25 protein-coding genes are annotated in these 25807 nt (G+C 73.6%); 15 read left to right on the plus strand and 10 right to left on the minus strand.

Translation table 11 applies throughout. The annotated features are described in order from the left end of the window. Positions 1-3 precede the first annotated feature (3 nt). Both ACW9J6_RS04340 and gor read left to right on the plus strand, forming a co-directional pair. Entirely contained in the window at positions 4-1236 is a 1233-nt protein-coding gene (locus ACW9J6_RS04340) for an O-antigen ligase family protein (RefSeq protein WP_457115212.1), read from the plus strand. 42 nt (positions 1237-1278) lie between these two features. Further along, positions 1279-2679, plus strand: coding sequence for a glutathione-disulfide reductase (gene gor, locus ACW9J6_RS04345; protein ID WP_457115213.1), 1401 nt, complete (start codon positions 1279-1281; stop codon positions 2677-2679). Positions 2680-2692: 13 nt separating this feature from the next. Here the strand turns inward: gor and mdoH are convergent, their stop codons facing one another. Further along, positions 2693-4510 (minus strand): glucans biosynthesis glucosyltransferase MdoH, encoded by a 1818-nt coding sequence (gene mdoH, locus ACW9J6_RS04350; protein ID WP_457115214.1) that lies wholly within the window; start codon positions 4508-4510, stop codon positions 2693-2695. 147 nt (positions 4511-4657) lie between these two features. Here mdoH and ACW9J6_RS04355 point away from each other — a divergent pair, with 147 nt between their 5' ends. Genes ACW9J6_RS04355 through ACW9J6_RS04370 form a run of 4 tightly spaced genes read left to right on the plus strand, consistent with a single transcriptional unit; the run spans position 4658 to position 7840 of the window. Then, the gene (locus ACW9J6_RS04355; RefSeq protein ID WP_457115455.1) at positions 4658-5518 is read left to right on the plus strand and encodes a zinc-dependent alcohol dehydrogenase; all 861 of its coding nucleotides are present in this window, start codon (positions 4658-4660) and stop codon (positions 5516-5518) included. Then, positions 5518-5922 (plus strand): 6-pyruvoyl trahydropterin synthase family protein, encoded by a 405-nt coding sequence (locus tag ACW9J6_RS04360; RefSeq protein ID WP_457115215.1) that lies wholly within the window; start codon positions 5518-5520, stop codon positions 5920-5922. Before ACW9J6_RS04355 ends, ACW9J6_RS04360 begins: the two co-directional genes overlap by 1 nt. Beyond that, entirely contained in the window at positions 5919-6971 is a 1053-nt protein-coding gene (locus tag ACW9J6_RS04365) for a glycosyltransferase family 4 protein (RefSeq protein WP_457115216.1), read from the plus strand. Before ACW9J6_RS04360 ends, ACW9J6_RS04365 begins: the two co-directional genes overlap by 4 nt. Continuing rightward, positions 6968-7840: a class I SAM-dependent methyltransferase gene (locus tag ACW9J6_RS04370; RefSeq protein ID WP_457115217.1), complete on the plus strand. Its 873-nt coding sequence runs from the start codon at positions 6968-6970 to the stop codon at positions 7838-7840. The genes ACW9J6_RS04365 and ACW9J6_RS04370 overlap by 4 nt, the downstream gene beginning before the upstream one ends. A gap of 16 nt (positions 7841-7856) precedes the next feature. Here ACW9J6_RS04370 and ACW9J6_RS04375 read toward each other — a convergent pair whose 3' ends face one another. The 5 genes from ACW9J6_RS04375 to ACW9J6_RS04395 are packed head-to-tail and all read right to left on the minus strand — an operon-like array spanning position 7857 to position 10726. Next, positions 7857-8636, minus strand: a complete 780-nt coding sequence (locus ACW9J6_RS04375) for an anti-sigma factor family protein (RefSeq protein WP_457115218.1) — start codon at positions 8634-8636, stop codon at positions 7857-7859. Further along, on the minus strand, positions 8633-9190 hold the full coding sequence (locus ACW9J6_RS04380) for a sigma-70 family RNA polymerase sigma factor (protein ID WP_457115219.1): 558 nt from the start codon (positions 9188-9190) through the stop codon (positions 8633-8635). Before ACW9J6_RS04380 ends, ACW9J6_RS04375 begins: the two co-directional genes overlap by 4 nt. A 2-nt stretch (positions 9191-9192) precedes the next feature. After that, positions 9193-9372 carry a hypothetical protein gene (locus ACW9J6_RS04385; protein ID WP_457115220.1) on the minus strand — a complete coding sequence of 60 codons (180 nt, stop codon included), beginning with the start codon at positions 9370-9372 and terminating at the stop codon, positions 9193-9195. Then, on the minus strand, positions 9369-9755 hold the full coding sequence (locus tag ACW9J6_RS04390) for a cupredoxin domain-containing protein (protein WP_457115221.1): 387 nt from the start codon (positions 9753-9755) through the stop codon (positions 9369-9371). Before ACW9J6_RS04390 ends, ACW9J6_RS04385 begins: the two co-directional genes overlap by 4 nt. 11 nt (positions 9756-9766) lie before the next feature. Then, entirely contained in the window at positions 9767-10726 is a 960-nt protein-coding gene (locus ACW9J6_RS04395; protein ID WP_457115222.1) for a metallophosphoesterase family protein, read from the minus strand. A gap of 154 nt (positions 10727-10880) precedes the next feature. Here ACW9J6_RS04395 and ACW9J6_RS04400 point away from each other — a divergent pair, with 154 nt between their 5' ends. The 4 genes from ACW9J6_RS04400 (at position 10881) to guaD (ending at position 17338) form a co-directional block, all read left to right on the plus strand. Then, positions 10881-11708 carry an FAD binding domain-containing protein gene (locus ACW9J6_RS04400; protein ID WP_457115223.1) on the plus strand — a complete coding sequence of 276 codons (828 nt, stop codon included), beginning with the start codon at positions 10881-10883 and terminating at the stop codon, positions 11706-11708. Further along, on the plus strand, positions 11705-14485 hold the full coding sequence (locus tag ACW9J6_RS04405) for a molybdopterin-dependent oxidoreductase (protein ID WP_457115224.1): 2781 nt from the start codon (positions 11705-11707) through the stop codon (positions 14483-14485). The genes ACW9J6_RS04400 and ACW9J6_RS04405 overlap by 4 nt, the downstream gene beginning before the upstream one ends. Before the next feature lie 182 nt (positions 14486-14667). Further along, positions 14668-16005 (plus strand): NCS2 family permease, encoded by a 1338-nt coding sequence (locus ACW9J6_RS04410; protein WP_457115225.1) that lies wholly within the window; start codon positions 14668-14670, stop codon positions 16003-16005. Next, a complete protein-coding gene (gene guaD, locus ACW9J6_RS04415; RefSeq protein WP_457115226.1) occupies positions 15995-17338 on the plus strand; it encodes a guanine deaminase in 1344 nt (447 codons plus the stop codon). The genes ACW9J6_RS04410 and guaD overlap by 11 nt, the downstream gene beginning before the upstream one ends. A 269-nt stretch (positions 17339-17607) precedes the next feature. On the opposite strand, the gene otnK is transcribed toward guaD, so the two are convergent. The 3 genes from otnK to ltnD are packed head-to-tail and all read right to left on the minus strand — an operon-like array spanning position 17608 to position 20581. Then, entirely contained in the window at positions 17608-18879 is a 1272-nt protein-coding gene (otnK, locus tag ACW9J6_RS04420; protein ID WP_457115227.1) for a 3-oxo-tetronate kinase, read from the minus strand. Further along, a complete protein-coding gene (gene otnI, locus ACW9J6_RS04425) occupies positions 18876-19658 on the minus strand; it encodes a 2-oxo-tetronate isomerase (protein WP_457115228.1) in 783 nt (260 codons plus the stop codon). The genes otnK and otnI overlap by 4 nt, the downstream gene beginning before the upstream one ends. 23 nt (positions 19659-19681) lie before the next feature. Then, positions 19682-20581, minus strand: a complete 900-nt coding sequence (gene ltnD, locus ACW9J6_RS04430) for an L-threonate dehydrogenase (protein WP_457115229.1) — start codon at positions 20579-20581, stop codon at positions 19682-19684. A 269-nt stretch (positions 20582-20850) separates the two neighbouring features. Between ltnD and ACW9J6_RS04435 the strand changes: the two genes are divergently transcribed. Continuing rightward, positions 20851-21897, plus strand: a complete 1047-nt coding sequence (locus ACW9J6_RS04435; protein WP_457115230.1) for a LacI family DNA-binding transcriptional regulator — start codon at positions 20851-20853, stop codon at positions 21895-21897. A gap of 13 nt (positions 21898-21910) precedes the next feature. Continuing rightward, positions 21911-22582, plus strand: a complete 672-nt coding sequence (gene otnC, locus ACW9J6_RS04440; RefSeq protein ID WP_457115231.1) for a 3-oxo-tetronate 4-phosphate decarboxylase — start codon at positions 21911-21913, stop codon at positions 22580-22582. A 7-nt stretch (positions 22583-22589) separates the two neighbouring features. Here the strand turns inward: otnC and ACW9J6_RS04445 are convergent, their stop codons facing one another. Next, on the minus strand, positions 22590-23066 hold the full coding sequence (locus tag ACW9J6_RS04445; protein WP_457115232.1) for a GNAT family N-acetyltransferase: 477 nt from the start codon (positions 23064-23066) through the stop codon (positions 22590-22592). Between the two features lie 78 nt (positions 23067-23144). Between ACW9J6_RS04445 and ACW9J6_RS04450 the strand changes: the two genes are divergently transcribed. From ACW9J6_RS04450 to ACW9J6_RS04460, 3 genes are all read left to right on the plus strand, one after another. Further along, complete coding sequence (locus ACW9J6_RS04450; RefSeq protein WP_457115233.1) at positions 23145-23282, plus strand: hypothetical protein; 138 nt, start codon at positions 23145-23147, stop codon at positions 23280-23282. A gap of 514 nt (positions 23283-23796) precedes the next feature. Further along, positions 23797-25590, plus strand: coding sequence for an acyl-CoA dehydrogenase C-terminal domain-containing protein (locus ACW9J6_RS04455; protein WP_457115234.1), 1794 nt, complete (start codon positions 23797-23799; stop codon positions 25588-25590). A gap of 25 nt (positions 25591-25615) precedes the next feature. Beyond that, the gene (locus ACW9J6_RS04460) at positions 25616-25795 is read left to right on the plus strand and encodes a hypothetical protein (protein WP_457115235.1); all 180 of its coding nucleotides are present in this window, start codon (positions 25616-25618) and stop codon (positions 25793-25795) included. Positions 25796-25807 lie beyond the last annotated feature (12 nt).

The raw sequence follows: 25807 nt of genomic DNA on the forward strand, positions 1-25807 counted from the left end.
GCGATGTCGGCGCTCCCTCTGGCGGCACGGGCCGCCCTTCCCGTCTCCGGACCGGGCCGGCTCGCCGGGATCGGGGCACTCCTGCTCGGGGCGCTGCCGGCCATCATGGCGGTCGCCAACCGGTCGAGCCCGCTCGTCGTCGTGCTCGCGGCCCTGGCGCTCCTCGGATCCTCCCTCGCGGGCTCGGGGCTGCGGGGAACCCTCCTGCGTCTGCGGGCGCCGCTCCTGACGCCCCTCGGCGGCGTCGCCCTCGCCTTCATGGCGTGGTGCGCGGTCAGCGTCGCCTGGAGCCCGGTGCCGGCGCAGTCCCTGGGCATGGCCCGGGAGTTCCTGGTCTGCCTCGCGGGCGCCTACGGCGTCGCCGTGCTGGCGCCGCCGCGGCTCGGGCCGGTGGCGCGCCCCGCCGCCTGGATCCTGATCGCGACCTGCCTCTTGATCGAGGCGGACCTTGCCAGCGACGTCGCGCTCCGGCGCTGGCTGCACGAGAGGGCCTACGACTACGTGTACAACCGGCCCCTCGAACTCATCGTGATTCTCGCCATCCCGGTGGCGGCCCTTCTGGCGCGGGCGGGTCACCGCGGGCTCGCCCTGGTCACGGCCGCCGCGGCCTTCGCGTCCGGCCTCTTTTCGGCGAGCGGCGCCTCCGGGCTCGCGGCGCTCGTCGCGACGGTCACCTATGTGGCAGCGCGCCTCCTGCCGGGACGCGCAGCGCTCGCCCTGGCCGGGCTCGGCCTGACCGGCGCGCTGATCCTGGCGCCGGTCGAGGGGGATATCCTGGCGGCCGTGATGCCCCCGAAGGTCCACGACGCCATGGCGGCGAGCAACACCCGCGAGCGGCTGGTGATCGCGCAGGGATTCGGGGCGGCGGTGGCGCTCGATCCCTGGCGCGGGGTCGGCTTCGGCACGAGCGCGCATTTCGACCGCCTGCCGATCGCCGCCCGGCTGGAACCCGAGATGCGGCAGATGGTGGCGGCCGGGCACCCGCACAACAGCTTTCTGCAGGTCTGGGTCGAGCTGGGGATCGTCGGGGCGGCGCTCGCGGCGGCCGGGATGCTGCTCACCCTGCGGGCGCTCGCCGCCTGGCCGGTTCCGGAGCGGGCGGCGGCGCTGGCGGCGATCGCCGCCGCCGCCAGCATCGCCTTCGTGGGCCACGGCGCGTGGCAGGGCTGGTGGATCGCCGGGCTCGGTGCCCTCGTCGCGTGGCTGCGCGCCTTGCGTCATACTGAGGGGCAGTGAGGCAGGCGCGTCGGGCCGGAACGGCCTCGTGGGAGATGCGGGATGAGCCAGGCGACCGGCGGTGAGGGCTTCGACCTCGACCTCTTCGTGATCGGGGGCGGCTCCGGCGGCGTGCGCGCCGCGCGGATCGCCGCGGGCTACGGCGCGCGGGTGATGCTGGCCGAGGAGTACCGGGTGGGCGGCACCTGCGTGATCCGCGGCTGCGTGCCGAAGAAGCTGATGGTCTACGCGGCCCGCTTCGCCGACGAGTTCGAGGACTCGGCCGGCTTCGGCTGGAGCGTCGCGGCGCCGCGTTTCGACTGGGCGGCCCTGAAACGCCACCGCGACGCCGAGGTGACCCGCCTGGAAGGCATCTACGCCACCAACCTGATGCGGGCGGGCGTCGAGGTCGTGGCCGAGCGGGCCGTCATCGAGGACGCCCATACGGTTCGCCTCCTCGGCTCGGGCCGGACGGTGCGGGCGCGCATCATCCTGGTCGCGGTGGGCGCCCACCCGGTCAAGGAGCCCCGGATCCCGGGCGGCGAACTCGGCATCACCTCGAACGAGGTCTTCGAGTTGGAGGCGCAACCCGGCCGCATCCTGGTCGTCGGCGGCGGCTACATCGCGGTCGAGTTCGCGGGGGTGTTCGCCGGGCTCGGGACGCGCACCGCCCTGCTCCATCGCGGCGACCGGCTGCTGCGCGGCTTCGACGACGAGATCCGCGACGCCCTCGGCGAGGCCTATGCGCGGCGCATGGACCTGCGCCTCGGCCGCACGGTGCAGCGCCTCGACCGCGAGGCCGACGGCATCCGGGCAACCCTCGACGACGGGTCGAGCCTCGTCGTCGATCAGGTGCTGGTGGCGACGGGCCGCCGCCCGAACGTGGACGGGCTCGGGCTGGAGACGGTCGGGATCACCCTCGACGCGGCCGGGGCGATCCCGGTGGACCGCTTCTCGCGGACCGTCGTGCCGTCGATCTACGCGGTGGGCGACGTCACCAACCGGGCGGCACTCACGCCGATCGCCATCCGGGAGGGCCACGCCTTCGCCGACACCGTGTTCGGGAACAAGCCCTGGGCGGTGGATCACGGGTTGATCCCGACCGCAGTGTTCTCGACGCCGGAGATCGGCGTGATCGGGCACAACGAGGACGTGGCGCGCGCGCTCTACGGCGAGGTCGACGTCTACGAGGCGCGCTTCCGCCCCATGAAGGCGACGCTGTCGGGCCGCGAGGAGCGGATCCTGATGAAGCTCGTCGTGGCCCGCGACGGCGACCGGGTCGTGGGCGTGCACGTGCTCGGGCACGATGCGGGCGAGATCATCCAGGCGGCGGCGATCGCCGTCACGATGGGGGCGACCAAGGCGGATTTCGACCGCACCATCGCGGTCCACCCGACGGCCGGCGAGGAACTCGTGACCCTGCGCACCCCCGCGGCCATCAAGCGGCCGGTGGGCGTGGGGTAGCGGTCCGCCCGGCTCAGGCGGTGCAGCGGTCCGGGATGGCGCTCACCGGGGCTGGCACGGCCCCGAACTCCTCCGGGGCGTGGATCTCCTCGGGCGTGGCGCAGAGGCGCCGACGCACCATCCAGCGGCCGAGCCGCGGCGAGGCGGTGAGGACCGCGAGCGGCACGGCCAGCATCGGGCCGAGCAGGAGCGGGGCCAGCCAGGGCAGCAGGCTCGGCGCGACGAGCCCGATCGGCAGCCCCGCCGCGAGCGCGAGCGCAGTCACGTCCGCGAGGCCGGCCGCGGCCGTCCGGGCGCCGAGGGCGCGCCCGTCCCGGCGCTGCCGGCCCCAGGCCGCGCGCCGGCCGAGCAGCACGCGGGCGACGACGACGGAGAGGCGCAGCGTCGCGATGCCGTAGAGCAGGAAGCCGAACACCGTCTCCGCCGCGAGGCTCGCCAGAAAGCGCCCGGCCCCGCCATGCCGCGCCGCCCCCCCGGCGAGCAGGATCTCGGCGTATCCGGCGAATTTCGGCGCCAGCGAGAGGGCGAGCCAGCCGAGATAGAGCCCGGCCGCCAGGCCGACCGGCGTGTCCGCCGGCAGGTCGAGAAGGCGCAGCGGCAGCAGGAGCAGCGCGAGGAGCGTGGCGGGCGCCCCGCAGAACATCAGGATCGCCCAGGCGAGCTGGAACCGGCTCACCGGGCGCAGCCCCGGCAGGCCGACGAGCCGCAGGTATTGCAGGTTGCCCTGGCACCAGCGGGCGTCGCGCGCGAGGTGGTCGAGGAGCGAGGGCGGATTCTCCTCGTAGCTGCCGGTCTCGATAGGCAGCACCCGCACCTCGTAGCCCGCCCGCCGCATCAGCGCCGCCTCGACCTGATCGTGCGAGAGGATTGGGCCGCCGAGCGGCCCGGGACCGAGCGCCGGCAGCCGGCAGGCGGCGGCGAAGGGGGCGATGCGCACCAGAGCGTTGTGGCCCCAGAAGGGGCCGCAATCGCCCGTCCACCACGCCATCGCGAGGCTGTAGGGGCGCATGCCGTGGCGCATGCCGAACTGGAACAGCCGCGCGAACGGGCTCGCGGCGGGCGCCCCGACGACGAGCCCCTGCAGGATGCCGATCCGCGGATGCGCCTGCAGGATGCGCACGAGCCGCAGGATCGCCGCCCCGCTCATCAGGCTGTCCGCGTCGAGGGGCAGCATCAGCTCCTCCTCCGCGCGGGCGCAGAATTCCTGCAGGTTACCGGCCTTGAAGCCCGCATTGTGGGCGCGGCGGCGGTAATGGAGCCGGGACGCCTCGGCCGCGGGGAGCGCTGCGCGCCACGCGGCCACGGCCTCTTCCTCGCGCGCGGCGATACCCGGATCATCCGTGTCGCTGAGGATGTGGAACGTGAACCGCGCGCCGTGGCCGGTCCGCGCGAGGCTCGTCGCGACCATGCGCAGGCGCGACAACGCCCGCTCCGGATCCTCGTTGCGAAGCGTCATGACGACGGCGGTGCGCAGGCGCGGCGGTTCCGCGCGATCCTCTTGCGCCGCGTGGGGCGCCGCCGCCGCGAGCCCGGCCGGCCCCGCGCGCAGCAGCAGGAGGCCGATCACCGCGTGCCAGAAGCCGAGGATCGTCCAGGGCAGCGCGACGAGACAGCAGGCGAAGAGCGCGAGGTCGACCGCGTCCCAGCCGCCGGCCCCGAGCACCGCCGCGATGCCGAGCGCGTAGGCGGCGCAACCCGCGAGCGTGAGGCCGAGCACGAGGGCGCGGCGCCGCCGCAGCACCGCGCGGGGTTGCAGCCCCGCCGGGGTCGTGAGAGGAGCGGCCTCGGCCGGGCTGCCGTCGGCCAGCGCCGGAGAGTCAGGGTGCAGCATCGGACGCGGGCCGGGGAGCGGGACGGTTGGGGCGCCGAGGGTTCGGCGCGCGCGTTGTGGTACACGGCGCCCGGCCGGGCGGAGCTGCGACGCGAGACATTGCCCCCTCTCCGCCCCGGCGAGGTCCGGGTGCGCACGCTCTTCTCGATGGTGAGCCGCGGCACCGAGCGCCTCGTCCTCGAAGGGCGGGTCCCGGAATCCGTTCACGCGCGGATGCGCGCGCCCGCTCAACAGGGTGATTTCCCGTTTCCCGTCAAGTACGGCTATTGCGCGGTCGGCCTCGCCGAGCCGGACGGCCGGGCCTGCTTCGCCCTGCACCCGCACCAGGACCGGTTCGCGGCGAGCCCCGACGCCCTCTTCCCGCTCCCGCGCGACGTGCCGCCGCGGCGCGGGATCCTGGCCGCCAACATGGAGACGGCGCTGAACGGCGTCTGGGATGCCGGCGCCGGGCCGGGGGACCGGGCGGTGGTGGTCGGCGGCGGCGTCGTCGGCCTCCTCGCCGCCTTCCTGCTCGCGCGGATCCCGGGCGCGGAGGTGGTGCTGATCGATTCCGACCCGGCGCGCGAAGCCGTGGCGAAGGCCCTCGGCATCCCGTTCCGCCTCCCGGACGACGCGCCCGGAGAGGCCGACGCGGTCATCCACGCGAGCGGCAGCGCCGCGGGCCTCGCCCTCGCCCTCGCCCTGGCGGGCGAGGAGGCGACCGTCGCGGAGCTGAGCTGGCACGGCAGCGCCGAGGTGCCGGTGCCGCTCGGCGCGGCCTTCCATCCGCGCCGGCTGCGCCTCGTGTCCAGCCAGGTCGGGCAGGTCCCGCCCGGCCGCCGCCCGCGCTGGTCCCATCGCCGCCGGATGCTCAAGGCCATCGACCTCCTGCGCGATCCGCGCCTCGACGCCCTGATCACCGGGGAGGTCGCCTTCGCGGCCCTGCCCGACGCCCTGCCCGGCCTGCTCGCCCCGGGCGCGCCGGGTCTGTGCACCGCCATCCTGTACCCGCCCGCCGAGGTGCCCTGATGTACGCCGTCGAGGTCCGCGACCACGTGATGGTCGCCCACAGCTTCCGCGGCGCCCTGTTCGGGCCCGCCCAGGCCCTGCACGGGGCGACCTTCGTGGTCGACGTCGCCTTCTTCCGCGAGTCGCTGACCGCGGACGGCGTCGTGGTGGATATCGGGCGGGCGGGCGAGGCGCTGCGGCGGGTGCTGGCGCCCCTGAACTACCGCAACCTCGACGACCTGCCGGACTTCGCCGGGGTGAACACCACCACCGAGTTCCTGTGCGGGCACATCCACGCCGCGATGGCGCGGGCCGCCCGCGCGGGCGATCTCGGGCCCGGCGGCGAGGGCGTCTCCCGCCTGCGGGTGACGCTCCACGAATCGCACGTGGCGCGGGCGTGGTTCGAGGGGCCGGTGGCGCCGTGATCGAGGCCGTCCTCGCCGTCCCGGGCGACCTCGCGACGCCGACCGGGGGCTACGCCTACGCGCGCCGCCTCCTCGCGGGCCTGCCGGCCGCTTGCGTGCGGGCGACGCATCTCCGGCTGCCCGCCGGGTTCCCGGACCCGTCCCCGCGGGACATCGCCGAGACGCGCGCTGCCTTCGCGGCCCTTCCGCCGGGCGCCGTCCTCCTCGTGGACGGGCTCGCCTACGGCGCCCTGCCGAGGGAGGTCATCGATGCCGCGGGCCCGCGGCCCCGCATCGCGCTCGTCCATCATCCGCTCTGCCTGGAGGCGGGGCTGGCGCCCGACCGCGCGGCGGCGCTGCGGCTGAGCGAGCGATCCGCCCTGGCTCTCGCGGACCGGATCGTGACGACGAGCGCCTTCACCCGCGACCTGCTGGTGCGGGACTTCCGCGTCCCCGCCGAGCGCATCACCGTTGCGATGCCGGGCACCGCGCCGGCGGACCGCGTGCCGGTCCGGCCCGGGCCCGGCGTCGGGCTGCTCTGCGTCGGGGCGGTCGCGCCGCGCAAGGGGCAGGCCGAGCTGATCGCGGCCCTGGCGGGCCTGCGCGACCTCGACTGGAACCTCGTGATCGCGGGCGCCCTCGACCGCGCGCCCGACTATGCCGCGGCCCTGCGAGAGGCGATCGAGGCGGCCGACCTCGCCCATCGGGTCCGCCTCGCGGGCGCCGTCCCGGAGGCCGAGCGCGACCGGCTCTACGCCTCGGCCGATATCCTGGTCTCCCCGGCCCTGTTCGAGGGCTACGGCATGGCGCTCGCCGAGGGCCTGGCGCGCGGCCTGCCGATCGTGGCGAGCACCGGGGGCGCGGCGGTCGCCACGGTGCCGGACGCGGCCGGCCTGAAGGTGCCGCCCGGGGATGTCGGTGCCCTGCGGGAGGCGCTCCGACTGATGATCGTGCAGGAGGATCGGCGGCGACAGGCCGCCGCCGCGTCCTGGGAGGCGGGCCGCGCGCTGCCGCGCTGGGAGGACACCGTCGCGACCGTGGCGGCCTGCCTGCGGGAGGCGGGACGATGAGCGGATTCAGCCCCGAATGGCTCGCCCTGCGCGAGCCGGCCGACCACGCCGCCCGGGACGCCGGCCTCGTCGCCGCGCTGGCGCGGGCGCTGGCCGCGCGGCCCGGACCGGTCCGCATCCTCGACCTCGGCTGCGGGACCGGCTCGAACCTGCGGGGCCTGTCGGCCCTCCTGCCCGGGCCCCAGCACTGGACCCTCATCGACCACGACCCGGCGCTGCTGGCCGTGGCGCGGGATCGCCTGACGGCCTGGGCCGATCACGCCGCGACGGAGCGCGGGGAGCTCGTTCTGACCCGCGACGCGCGCGTGCTGCGGGTCGTCCTGCGGGTCGCGGATCTCGCTGCCGGCCTCGACGGGCCCCTCGCCGAGCACCCCGCGCCCGACCTGGTGACGGCCGCGGCGCTGTTCGACCTCGTATCCACGGACTGGATCGAGCGCGCGGCCGCGGCGGTCGCCCGGGCCGGTGCGCTGTTCTACACCGCCCTCACCTTCGACGGCGCCGAGACCTGGACCCCGCCGCACCCGGACGACGCGGCCGTTCACGCGGCCTTCCTGGCCCATCAGGGGAGCGACAAGGGGTTCGGCCCGGCCGCGGGTCCGGCCGCCACGGCCGCCCTCGCGGCGGCCTTCGGCGAGCACGGCTACCGGGTCGCGCAGGCGGACAGTCCGTGGCGGATCGGGGCCGGGCCGCTCCTCGACAGCCTTGCCGGAGGCAAGGCTTCGGCCGCGGCCGAGACCGGCCTCGTGTCCACCGACCGGGTCGATGCGTGGCGCAGGGACCGGAGCGCGGGAGCGACGGCCGCGGTGATCGGGCACCGGGATCTGCTGGCGCTCCCGCCCGCCGGCACGGCCCCGCCCGCCACGGCGTAGCGGCCCGGGGGGGCGCTCACCGCGGCGTCCGGGCGGCGAAGTCCTGCTCGAATTCCTGCAACTCGGTCGCGTTGAGGTCGGACACGGCCCAGAAGGTCAGCCCGGCCTGCGACCAGTGCATCAGCCCGTAGCCCTCCCGGGCGCCGCGCGCCGACCAGCCGCCCTCCGCGCCGGGCCAGACGAACAGGTTGATGACGTGGCCGCGTCGCCGGTAGACGAGGGCCGCCACCACCCGGCCGCCGATATAGTCGAGGCGGCCGCCGACGAGGTCGAAGCCGCGGTCAGCGAGATCCACCACCGGGGGTGCGAAATCGATCTTGCCCGCGAACCAGGGCTTGACCGTGTGCTGGTCGGAGGTCGGGATGTCCGTGAGGTGGTTGGCGAGGAGCGAGCGGACGTGCCCCGAGACCAGCTCCTCCCTCAGGCCGGCGCTCCCGTCGAGCCCGCGGGGGACCACGATCGCGACGGCGAGGCAAGCGGCCAGCGCGACGGCGAGCGGGGCGAGGAAGCGCCGGGGCACGCGGGCCGCGCCGGGGCGCGGGGCCTGGGCGGCGACCTCGGCGTCGAGGGCGGCGGCGATGCGGTGCCGCAGGGACGCGGGGGCGGGTTCGCGCACGCCGTCCCGCTGGCGCCGGTCCATGTCCTCGCGCAGGCGCCGATAGGCCGCGCGACAGGCGGGGCACGCCGCGAGATGGGCCTCGGCGTCCAGTGCATGGGCGGCGTCGAGTTCGCTGTCGAGGAGCCCGTGCAGGAGCAGCGCCCGGTCGGCACAGGGGGCGGGACGGGACGCGCTCATGACCGTTGCTGCTCCTCGGGTCGGGGTTGGGGCGCATCGTCGCCGAAGCGGCGGCGCCAGGCGGCGGAGAACAGCGCGCGGGCGCGGGCGAGCCGCGACATCACCGTCCCGACCGGGACGCCCGTCACCGCCGCCACGTCGCGGTAGGACAATTCATCCATCTCCCGCAGGACCAGCGTCTCGCGGAAGGGCTCGGGCAGGGCCGCCACCAGGGCGCGCACGGCCGCGATCTCGTCGTCGCGGGCGAGGACGGATTCGGGTGTCGCCGTCTCCCTGTCCCAGAGGTCCGGGCAGGATTCCTCGTCCGGCGGTGCGGCGCCCTCGCGACGATGCGAGGCGGCCCAGGTCCGGACGCAGTTGCGCAGGATGGCGAGGAGCCACGGCCGCGCGTCGCTGCCCCGGAAGCTGTCGAAGCCGCGGAAGGCCCGCAGCATCGCCTCCTGCACCACGTCCTCGGCCGCGGTGGCGTCCCGGGTCAGGAAGCGGGCGAGCGTGTAGGCCGCGTCGAGATGCGGCATCACCACCGCGTCGAACCGCTCCCTGTCCCGGAGCATCGTCAGGGTCCCCGCTGCGCCATCAGGGCCGCGGGGGGGCCGCAGATCGGCCCGCCGGGCAGGAGCGGGGCCGGCGCGGTCATGGGCATCGCCGCGAGCCCCAGCAGTACGGCCGCGAGCAGGACGAGGGCGCCGGCGAGGTCGGCCCAGGACGCGGCGTGGTCGCAGGGATCGTAGGTCATCGGACCTCCTCCGCCGGCGCGCCGGCCGGGGGCGACGGGGCGCCGTCCCGGACCTCGATCACGCCCACCATGTGGGGGTGGAGCGAACAGAAGTACCGGTAGCGGCCCGCCGTGGGAAAGGTCGACGCGAAGCTGTCGTCCGTGTCGAGGGGCTTCGAGCGGAAGGAGAGATCCTCCGCCACCACGGTGTGCGGGATGTCGTCCCGGTTGGTCCAGGTCACGGTGGTGCCGGGGGCCACCGTCAGGAGCGCGGGCGAGAACGCGAAATTGTCGATGCTCACCGACGCGGCGGCGGCGTGCACGCCCGACTCGCGGGCGAGGAGCGGCAGGGCGGCGGCGGCGCGCAGAACGGCGCGCCGCGTCGGGGCCGGAGGCCGGTCCATCGCGTCCTCCCTCAGCCCGCGAGCGGCGTGTCGACGATGGCGAGCGGCGTGCCCGTTGCCACGAAGGAGACGCTCGCGATCCCGAGATGGCGGCGCAGCTCCCCCGCCGGCACCTTCATCGGGCCGGGCGACGGGGCGGTGCCCGGTGCCGGCTGCGGGAAGGCCGTGGAGCGGGCGGTGTGGAAGGCGACGGTGCCCTCGACCTTCTGCATCACCTGGTGGATGTGCCCGTTGAGCACCGTCACCGAGCCGAAGCGGCGCATCAGGCCGAGCGCCCGGGCGCCGTCCTCCGTGCCCCAGCCCCAGTCCGGGTAGACGCTCCAGAGCGGGATATGGGCGAAGACCACGATCGGGGTCGAGGAGGACAGGCCGGCGAGATCGGATTCGAGCCAGGCGAGCTGCTCCGCCCCCAGCTGCCCGAGGCCGCCGGCCCTGAGATCGAGGGCGTTGACGAGGCCGACGAAGTGGACGCCGCCCTGGTCGAAGCTCGACCAGCCCGCGCCCCTGGCTTTGCGGCCGTAGCGGGCCAGATAGGCCCGGCCGCGGCCCTCGTCGATGAGGTCGTGCTCGCCGGGCACGAACAGGACCGGCAGGCCGGTCTCGCGCAGGATCTGGTCGGCATCGTCGAACTCCGCCTCGCGCGACAGGTGGCTGATGTCGCCCGTGTGCAGGATGAAGGCGGGCTTCTCCGGCAGCGCCCGGATCCGCGCCACCGCCGCCCGCAGGGTCTCCCGGGCGTCGGGATTGGCGGCCTTGTCGAAGCCGATATGGCTGTCGCTGATCTGCAGGAAGGTGAGCCCCGGCGCGCCCTCCGCCGCCCGCGCCGCCGCGAGTCCGGCCGCCCGCGGCAGGCCGCCGGTGAGGGTCCAGACGAGGCCGGTGCCCGCCCAGGTCATGCATTCCAGGAAGCCGCGCCGGTCGATCCCGTCCGCGTCCACTCCCGCCTCGTCAGGCTCGCGGTTCTGCGCCATGGTCCGGTCCTCGGGGTTCGGGGGCGTCCAGCGCCCTCCCCCGTCCAGACCGGCGGGCGCCCGGATTTATTCCCGGGATTGCGGTCGCGCTGGAAGGAATCTTGCGTCGGGCCTCGGCGCAAAGGGTCGGCGCAGGGGAAGAACCGGGGACGGGATGGACCTCACCACGATCACAGCCCATCTCGCGCCGCGCACGCGCGAGGATCTGGCGGGCTGGCGGCCGGGCGACGCGTGGCTGGCGGGGGGAACCTGGCTGTTCTCCGAGCCGCAACCCGGGACCGCCCGGTTGCAGGACCTGACGCGGCTCGGCTGGGTGCCGGTGGAGGCGGACGCCGCGGGGCTGCGGATCGCCGCGACCTGCACCATCGCGGAACTCGATCGGGTCGCCTGTCCGCCGTCCTGGCGCGCCGCTCCGCTCATCGGCCAGTGCTGCCGGGCGCTGCTCGGCTCGTTCAAGATCTGGACCATGGCGACGGTCGGCGGAAACCTGTGCCTGGCGCTGCCGGCCGGGCCGATGATCGCGCTGGCCGCTGCCCTCGACGGGACCTGCCTGATCTGGCGGCCGGATTGCGGCGAGCGGCGGATGCCGGTCGCGGATTTCGTCCGCGGGCCGCAGGACACGGCGCTCGAGCCGGGCGAGGTGCTGCGCCGCATCGATCTGCCCGCCGCCGCCCTGGCCCGGAGAAGCGCGTTCCGGCGGATCTCGCTCAGCCCGAATGGCCGCTCGGGCGCGCTTCTCATCGGCACGCGCGACGCGGGTGGGTCCTTCGTCCTGACGGTCACCGCCGCGACGCGCCGGCCCGTCCGCCTGCCCTTCCCGGACCTGCCGGACGCCGCTTCGCTGCGGGAGGCCCTCGCCGGGACGATCCCGGACGCGCTCTACTACGACGACGTGCACGGCGCGCCGGACTGGCGGCGCCACGTCACCCATCTTCTCGCGGAGGAGATCCGGGCCGAACTCGCCGGCGAGGCAGGCGCATGATCCTCACCGTCAACGGCCGCGCGCAGGAGGCCGAGCCCCGCTCCGGCCAGTGCCTGCGCACGCTCCTGCGCGACCTCGGCTGGTTCGGGGTCAAGAAGGGCTGCGACGCGGGCGATTGCGGCGCCTGCACGGTCCATCTCGACGGCGAGCCGGTGCATTCCTGCCTCGTGCCGGCCCTGCGCGCCGAGGGACGCAGCGTCACCACCATCGAGGGGCTCGCCGGCGCCTGCGCGCCGGGTGATCCGGTCCCGGACGTGCTCCATCCGATGCAGGCGGCGTTCCTCGCCGCGCAGGGTTTCCAGTGCGGCTTCTGCACGCCCGGCATGGTGATGACCGCCGCCGCCCTCGACCAGGGCCAGAAGCGCGACCTCGGCGCGGCGCTGAAGGGCAATCTCTGCCGCTGCACCGGCTACCGGGCGATCGCGGACGCGATCGCCGGCATCGCGCACGCGGAGTCCGGGATCGCGCACGCGGAGTCGGAGAGCGCGGGCGATCCCTGCGGGCGCAGCATCCCGGCGCTGGCCGGCCCGGCCCTGGTGAGCGGGCGGGAGCGCTTCACCTTCGACCTTGCGCGCGACGGGGTCCTGCACCTCGCGGTGCTGCGCTCGCCCCACGCCCACGCGGAGGTGCTGGGCATCGACCGGGCGGCCGCCCTGGCGGTGCCGGGCGTGGTGGCGGTGTTCACGCACGCGGACGTGCCCCGGCGGCGCTACTCCACGGGCCGGCACCAGGACCCGCGGGACGACGCGCCGGACACCCTGATGCTCGACCGCGTCCTGCGCTTCGTCGGGCAGCGGGTGGCGGCCGTGGTGGCGGAGAGCGAGGCCGCCGCGCAGGCCGGCGTGCGGGCCCTCGCGGTCACGTATGCCGTGCGCCCGGCCCTGCTCGACGCGGAGCGCGCCCTCGATCCCGACGCGCCGCGCGTCCACGACGCGGGGGACCCGCCGGGCGCGGACGCACCGCCCCTCGGCGCCCATCCCAACCTCGCGGCGGAGGTGCACGGCCGGATCGGCGACGTCGAGGCGGGCTTCGCGGAGGCGGATCACGTCGTCGAGGGTGTCTATCGCTCGCAGCGCCTCCAGCACGCCCATCTGGAGACGCACGGGGCGGTGGGCTGGCTCGACGAGGCGGGCCGGCTCGTGATCCGCACCAGCAGCCAGGTGCCCTTCCTGACCCGCGATGCGCTCTGCGCCCTCTTCGACCTCGATCCCGAGAGCGTCCGGGTCGCCTGCGGGCGCGTCGGCGGCGGGTTCGGCGGCAAGCAGGAGATGCTGACCGAGGACCTCGTCGCGCTGGCGGTCCTGCGCCTCGGCCGGCCGGTGAAGTGGGAATTCACCCGCTCCGAGCAATTCATCGGGGCGACGACCCGCCACCCGATGCGCGTGCGGGTCAAGCTCGGCGCCCGGCGCGACGGGACGCTCACCGCCATCGCCCTCGACGTCCTCTCCGAGACGGGCGCCTACGCCAACCACGCGGGCGGGGTGCTGCACCACGGCTGCAACGAGGTCATCGCGGTCTATCGCTGCCCGAACAAGCGGGTGGACGGGCGCGCGGTCTACACGCACACGGTGCCGGCCGGCGCCTTCCGGGGCTACGGCCTCAGCCAGACGATCTTCGCGGTCGAATCCGCCATGGACGATCTCGCCCGGGACCTCGGACTGGACCCCTACGACCTGCGCCGGCTCAACGCGGTGCGGCCGGGCGACCCCCTGGTCTCGACGAGCCTGGAGCCGCACGACGTGGAGTACGGCTCCCACGGCCTCGACCAGTGCCTCGACCTCGCGCGGGAGGCCATGCGCGCGCCCGGCGGCGCGGAGGCTCCCGGGCCCGACTGGCTCACCGGCGAGGGCATGGCGCTGGCGATGATCGACACCATCCCGCCCCGCGGGCACTTCGCCGAGGCGCGCCTGTCGCTCGCGCCGGACGGCCGTTTCACCCTCGCGGTCGGCACCGCCGAGTTCGGCAACGGGACCTCGACCGTGCACGCCCAGATCGCGGCCTCGGTGCTCGGCATCGCGCCCGACCGGGTGAGCCTGCGGCAGGCCGACACCGACGCGGTGAGCCACGATACCGGCGCCTACGGCAGCACCGGCACCGTGGTGGCGGGTCAGGCGACCCTGCGCGCCGCCGAGGCGCTGGCGGAGGCGATCCGCGGGGCGGCCGCGGCCCGCGTCTCCTGCGGCCCCGCCGCCTGCCGCCTCGCGGGCGACGCCGTCGCCACGCCCGCCGGACCCGTGCCCCTCGCGGCGCTGGCCCCCCTCGACGCGGTCGGCCGCGCGGACGGCACGCCGCGCTCGGTCGCTTTCAACGTCCAGGCCTTCCGGGTGGCCGTGCATCCGCGCAGCGGCGAGGTGCGGATCCTGCGCAGCGTCCACGCGGCCGATGCCGGCCGGGTGATCAACCCGATGCAGTGCCGCGGCCAGATCGAGGGCGGCGTCGCGCAGGCGATCGGGGCCGCGCTCTACGAGGAGGTGCGGATCGACGAGGCGGGGCGCGTCGCGACGCCGAGCTTCCGCAGCTACCACATCCCGGCCGTCGCGGACGTTCCCCGGACCGAGGTGCTGTTCGCCGACACGCATGACCGGATCGGGCCGCTCGGCGCCAAGTCGATGAGCGAGAGCCCGTTCAACCCGGTGGCGGCGGCGCTCGGCAATGCGATCCGCGATGCGACGGGGGCGCGCCTTACGCGCACGCCCTTCGCCCCGGACCGGATCTACCGGGAGGTGATGGCGGCGCAGCGGACGGGATCCTCTCTCCGCGGTGGGACAGAGCCGTAGACCCGGAAATGAGCGGTTCGACCCCTTCATCATGACGCACTCCCCTTGTCCGGATCTCCTTCCGCCGGCGCTGCATTCGTCCGAAAACAGGGAGAGATGACCAAGAGGGATACTCCTCCCTTGGCGGACGTCACGGTGCGACTCGTGAAGCCGGGGCCAATCGGTGTGGGTGTGAGGAACGGATGGACGCGAAGCGCGACTCAGACATCACGGCGCCCTGCCTCCTGGAGCGCCTGTTCGCGTTGCGGGAGCACGGCACCGATCCGCGCACCGAACTCCTCGCCGGGCTCACCACCTTCCTGACGATGGCCTACATCGTCTTCATCAACCCAAGCATCCTGGGCGATGCCGGCATGCCCAAGGGCGCCGTATTCGTGGCGACCTGCCTGGTAGCAGCGATCGGCTCGCTGATCATGGGGCTCTTCGCCAATTACCCGATCGCGCTCGCCCCCGGCATGGGCCTCAACGCCTATTTCGCCTACGTCGTCGTGCTGCAGATGGGCTTCACCTGGCAGGCGGCGCTCGGGGCGGTGTTCATCTCGGGGGTTTGCTTCCTCGTCGTGACGCTCACCGGCCTGCGCCGCCTCATCGTCGAGGGCATCCCCCGCGCGATGCGGATCGCCATCACGGTCGGGATCGGGCTGTTCCTGGCCCTCATCGCGCTTCGCAACGCCGGCGTGGTCGCGGCGAGTCCGGCGACCTTCGTGACCCTCGGCGACCTGCACCGGCCGGGCACCGTCCTGGCGATGCTCGGCTTCCTCGCCGTGGCGGTGCTGTCGGTGCGGGAGGTGAAGGGGGCGTTGCTGATCAGCATCCTGGTTGTGACCGTCCTCAGCTTCCACCTTGCCGGGAACACCTATCAGGGCTTGGTGTCGCTGCCGCCCTCGATGGCCCCGACGCTGTTCGCCCTCGATTTGCGGGGGGCACTGGCGGGCGGGCTCCTCAACATCGTACTGGTGCTGTTCCTCGTCGAGTTGTTCGACGCCACCGGCACGCTGATGGGCGTGGCGAGCCGGGCGGGCCTCCTCACCGCGGGACGCATGGCGCGCCTCGACCGGGCGCTCGTCGCCGACAGCTTCGCGATCTTCCTCGGCTCCCTCCTCGGCACGTCGAGCACCACGGCCTACCTCGAGAGCGCGACCGGCGTCGCCGAGGGCGGTCGGACAGGCCTCACCGCGGTGACCGTGGCCGTCCTGTTCCTGGCCTGCCTGTTCTTCGCGCCGCTCGCCGGCGCGGTACCGCCCTACGCGACGGCGCCGGCCCTGTTCTACGTCGCCTGCCTGATGCTGCGGGATCTCGTCGACCTCGACTGGGACGACATCACCGAGGTGATTCCGGCCTGCGTCACCGCGCTCCTGATGCCCTTCACCTCTTCGATCGCCAACGGCGTGTCCTTCGGCTTCCTCACCTACGCGGCGCTGAAGCTGCTCACCGGGCGCGGCCGCGAGGTGAAGCCGATCGTCTGGGGCATCGCGGCCCTGTTCCTGTTCAAAGTCGTGGAGGTGGGCGGTGGACACTGACGGTGCGGTTACGGCGGTCCGCGGGCAGGCGGTCAGCTTCTCCGGCAACCCCTTCCTCGCCGCGCCGCGCGACTGCTTCGTGCATCACCCGGACGCGCTGATCCTGATCGCGCAGGGGCGGATCCGGTCGGTGAGCGCCTACGACCCGGCCCTGGTGCCGCCCGGCGTGACGCCCGTGCACTACGAGAACGCGCTGATCAGCGCGGGCTTCGTGGACACGCACGTGCATTACCCGCAGATCGGCATGGTCGGCGCCTACGGCGAGCAGCTCCTCGCCTGGCTCGACCGCTACACCTTCCCGGAGGAGCGCCGCTTCGCGGACCCGGCCCACGCGGCTACCGCGGCCCGGGTCTTCCTGCGCGAGATCCTGCGGGCCGGCACGACCACGGCCGCGGTCTACTGCACGGTGCATCCGCACTCGGTCGAGGCCTTCTTCGCCGAATCGGCGCGGTTCAACACCCGCATGATCGCCGGGAAGGTCCTGATGGATACGCACGCCCCGGAGGATCTGCGCGACACGCCCGAGCGCGGCTACGCGGAGAGCCTGGCGCTGATCCGGCGCTGGCACGGAAGCGGCCGCCAGCATTACGCCGTCACGCCGCGCTACGCGGGAAGCTGCAGCCCGGCGCAGCTCGAGGCGGCCGGCGCGCTCCTGCGCCAGGACGACAGCCTCTTCCTGCAGACCCATCTCAGCGAGAGCCCCGCCGAGGTCGCCTGGGTGCTCGACCTGTTCCCGGGCCGGGCGAGCTACCTCGACGTCTACGCGCAGGCCGGGCTCGTGCGGCCCCGCGCGGTGTTCGGCCACGGCATCCACGTGAGCGAGGCGGAGTTCTGCACCTGCCACGCCACCGGCGCGGCCCTGGCCCATTGCCCGACCTCAAACCTGTTCCTCGGCTCCGGCCTGTTTCGGCTGTTCGACGCCCTCGATCCGCGCCGCCCGGTCCGGGTCGGGATCGGCACCGATCTCGGCGCCGGGACGAGCTTCTCGGCCCTGCGCACGCTCGGCGAGGCCTACAAGGTGGCGGCCCTGCGGGGGACCCCGCTCGACTCGCTGCGGGCCTTCTACCTCGCGACGCTGGGCGGCGCCGCGGCCCTTCACCTCGACGACCGGATCGGCGGGATCGCGCCGGGTCACGACGCGGACCTCTGCGTGCTCGCCCTCGACGCGACCCCCTTCCTCGCCTTCCGGACGGCGCGCTGCGAGAGCATCGAGGAGTTGATGTTCGTGCTGATGACGCTCGGCGACGAGCGCGCCGTGCGGGCGACCTGGGTCGCCGGGGAATGCGTCTACGACGCCGCGCGGGCGGAGCCGTTCCGCTACGCCGGCGGGTAGCCGGACGGCCTTGGAGCTTGCAACCTCCTCATGCGGAGGTGCTGGCGCAGCCAGCCTCGGAGCACCCCTGAAGGTTCGTCCAAGAGGATGGCGCCTCGGACTGGGTGTTCAGGGGTGCTTCGAGGCCGCCGGCGGCGGCACCTTAGCATGAGGAGATATGTTGGCTCCCAATCAGCGGGATCCAGTGCGATGGGGTACCATCGCATCACGGGTGGAACTGTCCGAGCAGAAGGTGGACATCGCGGCCCGCGGCGACGCTAGAGATCCGCTTACGGCATCAGCTTCAGCGCGTCGGAGAAGAAGTCCCGCCCGCCGAAATTCCCGGATTTCAGGGCGAGCCGCATCGGCCGGTCGACCGTGTCGAGCACCGGGACGCCGGGCGCGATCTCGGGTCCGACGCGGAAGGCCGTGATGCCGAGCGCGTCGACCACGGCGCCGGAGGTCTCGCCGCCCGCGACGACGAGGCGGCGCAGGCCCCCGCGGAGCACCAGGCCCTCCGCGATGCGAGCCATCGCCGTCTCGATGGCGTGCCCGGCCGCCTCCCGCCCGTGGCGGGCCTGGAGCGCGGCGACCGCTTCCGGGCCGGCGCTCGACGCAATCAGGACGGGGCCGGCGGCGAGGCGCTGGCCGGCCCAAGCGAGGGCCGCCTCGACCTCGTCGTCGCCCGCCATCAGCCGCTCGGCGTCGAGGCGGCGCACCGGCATCACCGCTTCGGCGGCGGCGATCTGGGCGAGGGTCGCCTGCGAGCAGCTGCCCGCGAGGCAGGCGGCCGGTCCCCCGACCGGCTCGCCGCGCGCCGCATCGGCGGCGGTCGCCGGGACGCGCCCGCTCGCGACCAGCGCCCGCGCGAGGCCGAGCCCGAGGCCCGAGGCGCCGGTCGAGACCGGATCGGCGAGGCAGGCCTCCCCGAGGGTGGTGAGGTCGGCCTCGAACACCGCATCGGCGATCGCCGCCCCCTTGCCCTCGGCCGCGAGGACGGCGAGGCGCGCGCGGACCGCTTCCGGCCCCGCCGCCACGGTGGCGAGGTCGACGAGGCCGACCGGCGCGCGGCTCTGCCGGGCGAGGACCCGCACGAGGTTCGAATCCCGCATCGGGTTGAGCGGGTGGTCCTTGAGCGGGCTCTCGTGCAGCGGGACGGCGCCGACGAAGAGGTGGCCCTGGTAGACCGTGCGGCCCGTCTCCGGGAAGGCCGGCGTGACGAGGACGATCCCCGCATCGGCATCGGCGCGCAGCGCGTCGGTGACCGGGCCGATATTCCCCGCGTCGGTGGAATCGAAGGTCGAGCAAACCTTGAACATCACGTGGCCGGCGCCGCGGGCGCGCAGCCAGCGCTCGGCCTCGCGGGAGCGCGCCACCGCCTCGTCGGCGGCGATCGAGCGGCTCTTGAGCGCGACCACCACCGCGTCGACATCCGGCAGGGCGAGACCGGGATCCGGCACTCCGATGGTCTGGACCGTGCGCAGGCCGGCCCGGGTCAGCGTGTTCGCGAGGTCGGACGCGCCCGTGTAGTCGTCGGCCACGCAGCCGAGGGAGAGGGTCATGGCTGGGCTCCCCGGTAGGGCGCGAACCAGCCGAGACCCGCCTCGGTCCCGGCCTTGGGGTTGTACTCGCATCCGACGAAGCCGTCGTAGCCGAGGCGATCGAGTTCTGCGAACAGGAAGGCGTCGTTCATCTCGCCGGTGCCGGGCTCGTGGCGGTCGGGCACGCTCGCGGTCTGCACGTGGCCGACGAGCGGCATCAGGGCGCGCAGCCGCGTGGTCACGTCGCCGTGCAGGATCTGGCAGTGGTAGAGGTCGAACTGGAGCTTGAGGTTCGGGAGCGCGAGGTCGCGGATCAGGTCCGCCGCGTAGCCGAAATCGTTCAGGAAGTAGCCCGGCATGTTGCGGGCGTTGATCGGCTCCAGCACGACGTCGAGGCCCTCGCGGGCGAGGCGCTCGACGGTCCAGGCGACGGCGCGCCGGTAGGCCTCCCGCGCCGCCGGGTCCGCCCGGTCCGCCATGCCGGCCATCAGGTGGAGGCGGCGCACCCCGGTCTGCGCCGCGTAGGCGAGCGCGGTCTCGACCCCCGCCTTGAGCTCCGCGAAGCGGTCGGGCAGGGCCGCCAGCCCGCGCTCGCCTGCGGCCCAGTCCCCGGGCGGCAGGTTGAACAGGGCCTGGGTGAGGCCGTGGCGGCGCAGGCGCTCACCGATCGCCTCGGGCGGGTGGTCGTAGGGGAAAAGGAACTCCACGGCCGTGAAGCCCGCCCCGGCCGCCGCGGCGAAGCGGTCGAGGAAAGGATGTTCGGTGAACATCAGCGTGAGGTTGGCGGCGAAGCGCGGCATGGTCTCCTCCCGTGCGCGGCGCGTCAGGGCAGCGCGGTGCCGGTGACCCGGGCATAGAGGCGGGCCACCGAGGAATCGTCGTCGCGCCCCATGCCGGCTGCGGAGGTCATCAGGAACATCTGCAGGGCGGCCGCGGCCACCGGGACCGGGAAGCGCTGCGCCCGCGCCATGTCCTGCACGATGCCGAGATCCTTCACGAAAATCTCGACCGCACTGCGCGGCGCGTAATCGCCGGTGAGGACCCGCGGCATGCGGTTCTCGAACATCCAGGAATTGCCCGCCGAGGCGGTGATGACCTCGTAGACCTTGTTCAGGTCGAGCCCCTGCCGGGCCGCGAAGGCCATGGCCTCGCTCGCCGCGGCGATGTGCACGCCGGCCAGCAGCTGGTTGATCATCTTGAAGGCGGCGCCCTGCCCGGCCGCGTCGCCGAGTTCGTAGAGGGTGGCCGCCATGGCGTCGAGGGCCGGCCGCGCCCGGGCGAAGGCCTCGGCGCTGCCGGAGGCCAGGATCGTCAGGGCGCCTTCCGCGGCGCGCTGGGCGCCGCCGCTGATCGGCGCATCGAGATAGTGCCGCCCCTGCGCTTCCAGGCGGGCCGCGAGGCGCCGCGCCACGTCCGGGTCCATCGTGGCGCAGGAGACGAAGACGCCGCCCTCCGGCATCGCCGCCGCGACGCCGCCCTCGCCGAACAGCACGCCTTCCGTCTGGGCGGCGTTCACGACGACGCAGACGACAACCTGCGCCCCCGCGGCGGCCTCCGCCGGGCTCGCGGCACTCCGTCCCCCCTCGGCCGCGAGGCGGGAGACGCGCTCGCCGTCGAGGTCGAAACCCGCCACGTCGAGGCCGGCGCGACGCAGCGACTGCGCCATGCCGTAGCCCATGGAGCCCAGGCCGATCACGGCGGCACGGACAGACCCTGCGGTCATCGCGGCATTCCCTCCCTGTGGCGCCGTCTCACCCCGGGGACGGGTCCCCGAGACGCGACGCTTGCTGCACTCTGGCACGACGGCCCGCGAGGTCGAACCCCACCATCGTCCGCACCGGTCGGCCAAGGCATAACAAGCTCTGGCAGCGCTGCCAATCTGCGGTTGCGGAACACGCGCCGCCGCGTTGAGCGGGACCTGAAGTCGTGACATCGTAGCGGACCGGCTGGCGGAAGGGGGGCCTTCGACGCCGTCCCGGGCGGGGAGGAACCATGCAGGATGTCGACGGGCCCGACGGGCCCGCGGCGGCCCCGCCGGGCCGCGACGCGATCCCGCGCCGGGCCGTGACGCTGGCCGACGTGGCCCGCGAGGCGCGGGTCGGGGAGAGCACGGTCTCGCGGGTGCTGCGCAGCCACGGCTCCTTCTCGGAGCGCACCCGCGCCCAGGTCGAGGCGGCTGTGGCGCGCCTCGGCTACGTGCCGAACAGGATCGCCGGCACCCTCGCCTCGACCGGGTCGCGCCTGATCGGGATCGTGATCCCGTCGCTCACCAACATCGTGTTCCCGGACGTCCTGCGCGGGGCGACGGGCGCTCTCGACGCCGAGGGGTTCCAATCGGTCATCGCTGTGACGGATTACGACGACGACCGCGAGGAGGATCTCGTCGCCTCGCTGCTCAGCTGGCGTCCGGCCGGCCTGCTCGTGACCGGGCTCGAGCACACGCCCGGGACCCTGCGGCGGCTCGCCGCCAGCGGCGTGCGGGTGGCGGAGCTCCTCGACGTGGACGGCGCCGGGATCGACATCGTGGTCGGCTACTCGAACCGCGCGGCGGGCGAGGCCAGCGCCCGCTACCTCGTGGCGCGGGGCTATCGGCGCATCGGCTATCTCGGCCACGATCTCGACCGGGACCGGCGCGCGGGCAAGCGCTACGCGGGGTTCCGCACGGCCCTCGGCGAGGCGGGGCTCGCGCTCCACGCGGAGGAGCGGATCACCGCGCCGTCCTCCGTGGAGGCGGGGCGGCACGGCCTCTCGGCGCTGCTCGCGCGGGCGCCGGACTGCGAGGCGGTGTACTTCTCCAACGACGACATGGCGCTCGGGGGCTACTTCCACTGCCTCGCGGCGGGGCTGACGGTGCCGGACCGCCTCGCCCTGTTCGGCTATAACGGGCTCGATGTCGGGCGGCTGATGCCGCAGCCGCTGACCACGATCCGCACGCCGCGCGTGGAGGCGGGCGCGACCGCCGCGCGCCTCCTCTGCGCGGACGCGCCCGCGACCGTGGTCGATCTCGGGTTCGAACTGATCGTCGGGGCGACGGCGTGAGGAAGGGAGCGCGATGAGCGAGAGCGGGTTTCGGGAGTCGATCTGCCGCTTCGGCCGCTCGCTGTTCGAGCGCGGGCTGACGCCGGGCTCGTCGGGCAACATCTCGCTGCGGCTCGACGACGGCGGCTGGCTGGTCACGCCGACCAACGCCTCGCTCGGCTTCCTCGATCCGGCGCGGATCTCCCGCCTCGACCGGGACGGCCGCCTGCTCTCGGGCGACCCCCCGACGAAGGAGATCCCGCTGCACGGGGCGCTCTACGAGTCGCGCGGCGGCGCCCGCGCCATCGTGCACCTGCACTCGACCCACGCGGTGGCGGTCTCGATGCTTCCGGAAATCGACCCGCGGGCCGTGCTGCCGCCGCTCACCGCCTACAGCCTGATGCGGGCGGGCGCGGTGGCCCTGGTGCCCTATTACCGCCCGGGCGATCCGGCGGTGGCCGATGCCATCCGGGGCCTCGCGGGGGCCTATTCCTCGGTGCTGCTCGCCAATCACGGGCCGGTGGTGGCGGGCGAGACGCTGGAAGCGGCGGTCTTCGCCACCGAGGAGCTGGAGGAGACCGCCAAGCTCTACCTGCTCCTGCGCAACCTCAACCCGCGCCATCTGACGCCCGCGCAGGTGCAGGATCTGGTTCGGCATTTCGGGCTCACGCTGCCCGAGCACCACGACCATCCCGCCCATTCATGAATGCGGCTCAGGGCGCGGCGGGCAGGTCGCGCCGCATCAGCACGTAGTCCTTGCCGTGGCTCCGGACGCTCTCGACCGTGATCCACTCGGCCCTGGCATAGATGCGCTCCGCGGTCCGGGTGTAGAGCCATAGCGTGGAGAACCCGGCCTCCCTCGCGCGCGCTTCGACCGCCGCGACGAGGCGGCCCGCATGGCCCTGGCGGCGCGCCTCGGGCACGACGTAGACGCCCGCGAGCCAGGGGGTGAGGTCGGGCCGCTGATCGAGATCGCGGGCGGCCAGTGCCGCCATGCCGACCGGCGTGCCGCTGTCGAGGAGGACGAGCACGCGCGGCATCGGCGGTGGGGCCGCCGCGCCCGCCCTCTCCGCCGCCAGCACCTCGTCGAGGGACCGGCCGCGCTTGCCGAAGAATTCCTGCCAGCGCCATCGCCCGGTGATCTCGGCAAGGTCGCGGCGGTCGGCGGTGCAGACGATGGCAGGGGTCACGGGACGGCTCTCGGGGTCATGAACGGGCCGGCGTGGGGTTCGCTTACCACGCGAGGTGGGGCGAAGGATCGGGCGCCGATGACGCAGGGTCTCTTGCGGTTGTCCTGCGATCGAAGAGGATTATTCATGCGGCAAATGGATCGTTTAGCTATTTATCCGGCAATATCAGAGAAAAATTACTATTTTGCCGCCAGTGCCACCGGTCATCACAAATGAAGTCATTCTGCCGTCGACTGCTCGGTGTCGACTAGCCAATTCGCTCTTCGTTGTTGATGCGCGATCCCCTCTGCCTCGCACGCGCGCTGCTGTCTGAGGAAATCAGAGGCTACTTTTCGGGAGCTTTGGTTTCTTAAAAGTGCCATTTCAACAGAAAACTACGCCATATCAGCTCGCGCGGGATCCCCTCTCCCACTCGGGAGAGGGGAGAAGTGCTTCGCGTTTTCTCTGGACAGCTGTGCCGCCGGTGGAGAATTTTGCGCCTCGTCTCGAGAAGCGTGAATGAAGAAGCCCGCACGCGCGATGGATTCCCCGATTCGGCATCCCGGGCACCGGGCCGCTTGCCATGGCGGTCCCATCGCGGCGGACGTGAATGGCGGGCCCCTGTCCCAGAGGGAACCCCCTTCCCCACCGTCCACACCCCCTCCCCCCTTTCCCCCGGCCTCGAGATAGTTTACATGTGAACCATCTCGCGGCGGCACAGCCGTGGAGGGATCGAGGGAGACGAGGGGCCATGCCGAGCTACAAGGCGCCCGTGGAGGACGTCCTGTTCCTCCTCAACGACGTATTCGGGTACGAGCGCTACAGCAACCTGCCGGGCTTCTCGGACGCGACGCCGGACGTGGTCGAGGCGATCCTGGCCGAGGGCGCGAAGCTCTGCGAGGAGGTGCTGACGCCCCTCAACCTTCCCGGCGACGCGGAGGGCTGCACCCGTCATCCGGACGGCCGCGTCACCACCCCGAAGGGCTTCAAGGCGGCCTACGAGGCGTTCGCGAGCGGCGGCTGGAACGGGCTGTCGATGCCCGTCGCGTTCGGCGGCCAGGGCCTGCCCGCCACGATCAACAGCGTGATCCAGGAATTCATCTCCTCGGCCAACATCGCCTTCGGGATGTATCCGGGGCTGACCCAGGGTGCGATGGCGGCCCTGCTGGTGCACGGCTCGGAGGAGCAGAAGCGGACCTACCTCCCGAAGATGATCGAGGGGGTGTGGACCGGCACCATGAACCTCACCGAGCCGCATTGCGGCACGGATCTCGGGCTGCTGAAGACCCGCGCCGTGCCGAACCCGGACGGCTCCTACGCGATCACCGGCACCAAGATCTTCATCTCGGCCGGCGAGCACGACCTGTCGGAGAACATCGTCCACCTGGTGCTGGCCCGGATCGAGGGCGCGCCGGCGGGCACGAAGGGCATCTCGCTCTTCGTGGTGCCGAAGGTGCTGGTCAACGCGGACGGCTCCCTCGGCGCGCGCAACGGGGTGTCCTGCGGCTCGATCGAGCACAAGATGGGCATCCACGCCAACGCCACCTGCGTGATGAACTACGACGGCGCGACGGGCTGGCTCGTCGGCGAGGCCAATCGCGGCCTCAACGCCATGTTCGTGATGATGAACGAGGCGCGGCTGGCGGTCGGCATCCAGGGGCTCGCCCTGTCCGAGGTCGCCTACCAGAACGCCGTCGCCTACGCGAAGGACCGGCTGCAGGGCCGTGCGCTCACCGGGCCGAAGGCGCCCGAGAAGCCCGCCGACCCGATCATCGTCCACCCGGACGTGCGCCGCACGCTGCTCACGATCCGGGCCTTAAACGAGGCCGGCCGCGCCCTCGTGCTCTGGACCGCCCTGCAGGCGGACGTGGCGCACCGCTCCGGCGACCCGGCGGAGCGGCAGGCCGCCGACGACCACATGGGCCTGATGACTCCGGTGGTGAAGGGTGTCCTCACCGACCGCGGCTTCGCCAATGCGGTCGACGCCCAGCAGATGTTCGGAGGGCACGGCTACATCGAGGAATGGGGGATGTCGCAGTTCGTGCGCGACGCCCGCATCGCCCAGATCTACGAGGGCGCCAACGGCATCCAGGCCATGGACCTCGTCGGCCGCAAGCTGCCGCGCGACGGCGGCCGGGCGATGATGCGGTTCCTCCAGGAGGTCGAGACCTTCTGCAAGGAGAACGGCGCCGACGAGACCCTCAAGACCTTCACCGGCCCCCTCGCCAAGTCGGTGGGCGACCTCCAGAAGGCCACGATGTGGCTGATGCAGAACGCCATGGCCAGGCCCGACAATGCGGGCGCGGCCGCCACCGACTACATGCACCTGCTGGGCCTCGTGGCGATGGGCTACATGTGGGGCCGGATCGCCAAGGCGGCCTCCGCCCGCAAGGCCGAAGGCAACGGCGACGCGGCCCGGATGGAGGCCAAGCTCGCCACCGGCCGCTTCTACATGGAGCGACTCCTGCCCGAGACCGGCACCCGCCTCGCCCGCATCTCGGCCGGCGCGGACACCGTCATGGCGGTGCCGGCGGAGATGTTCTAGCCTGGAGCAAGCCCGGAGCGCCGCGATGGCCGAACCCGAGACCCTGGTTCTGGAGCACCTGGGCGCGATCCGCGCTTCGGTCGACCGGCTTGAGCAACGCGCGGATCGCCTGGAAAGCCGCGGCGAGGCCCGCTTCGGCGCGATCGAAGATCGCCTCGACGGCCGCGAGACGCGCATCGTCCGGCTCGAAGCCGATCCCATCTGAGCGGGCTGCCCG

It is taken from the genome of Methylobacterium sp. JK268 (genome assembly GCF_054052225.1).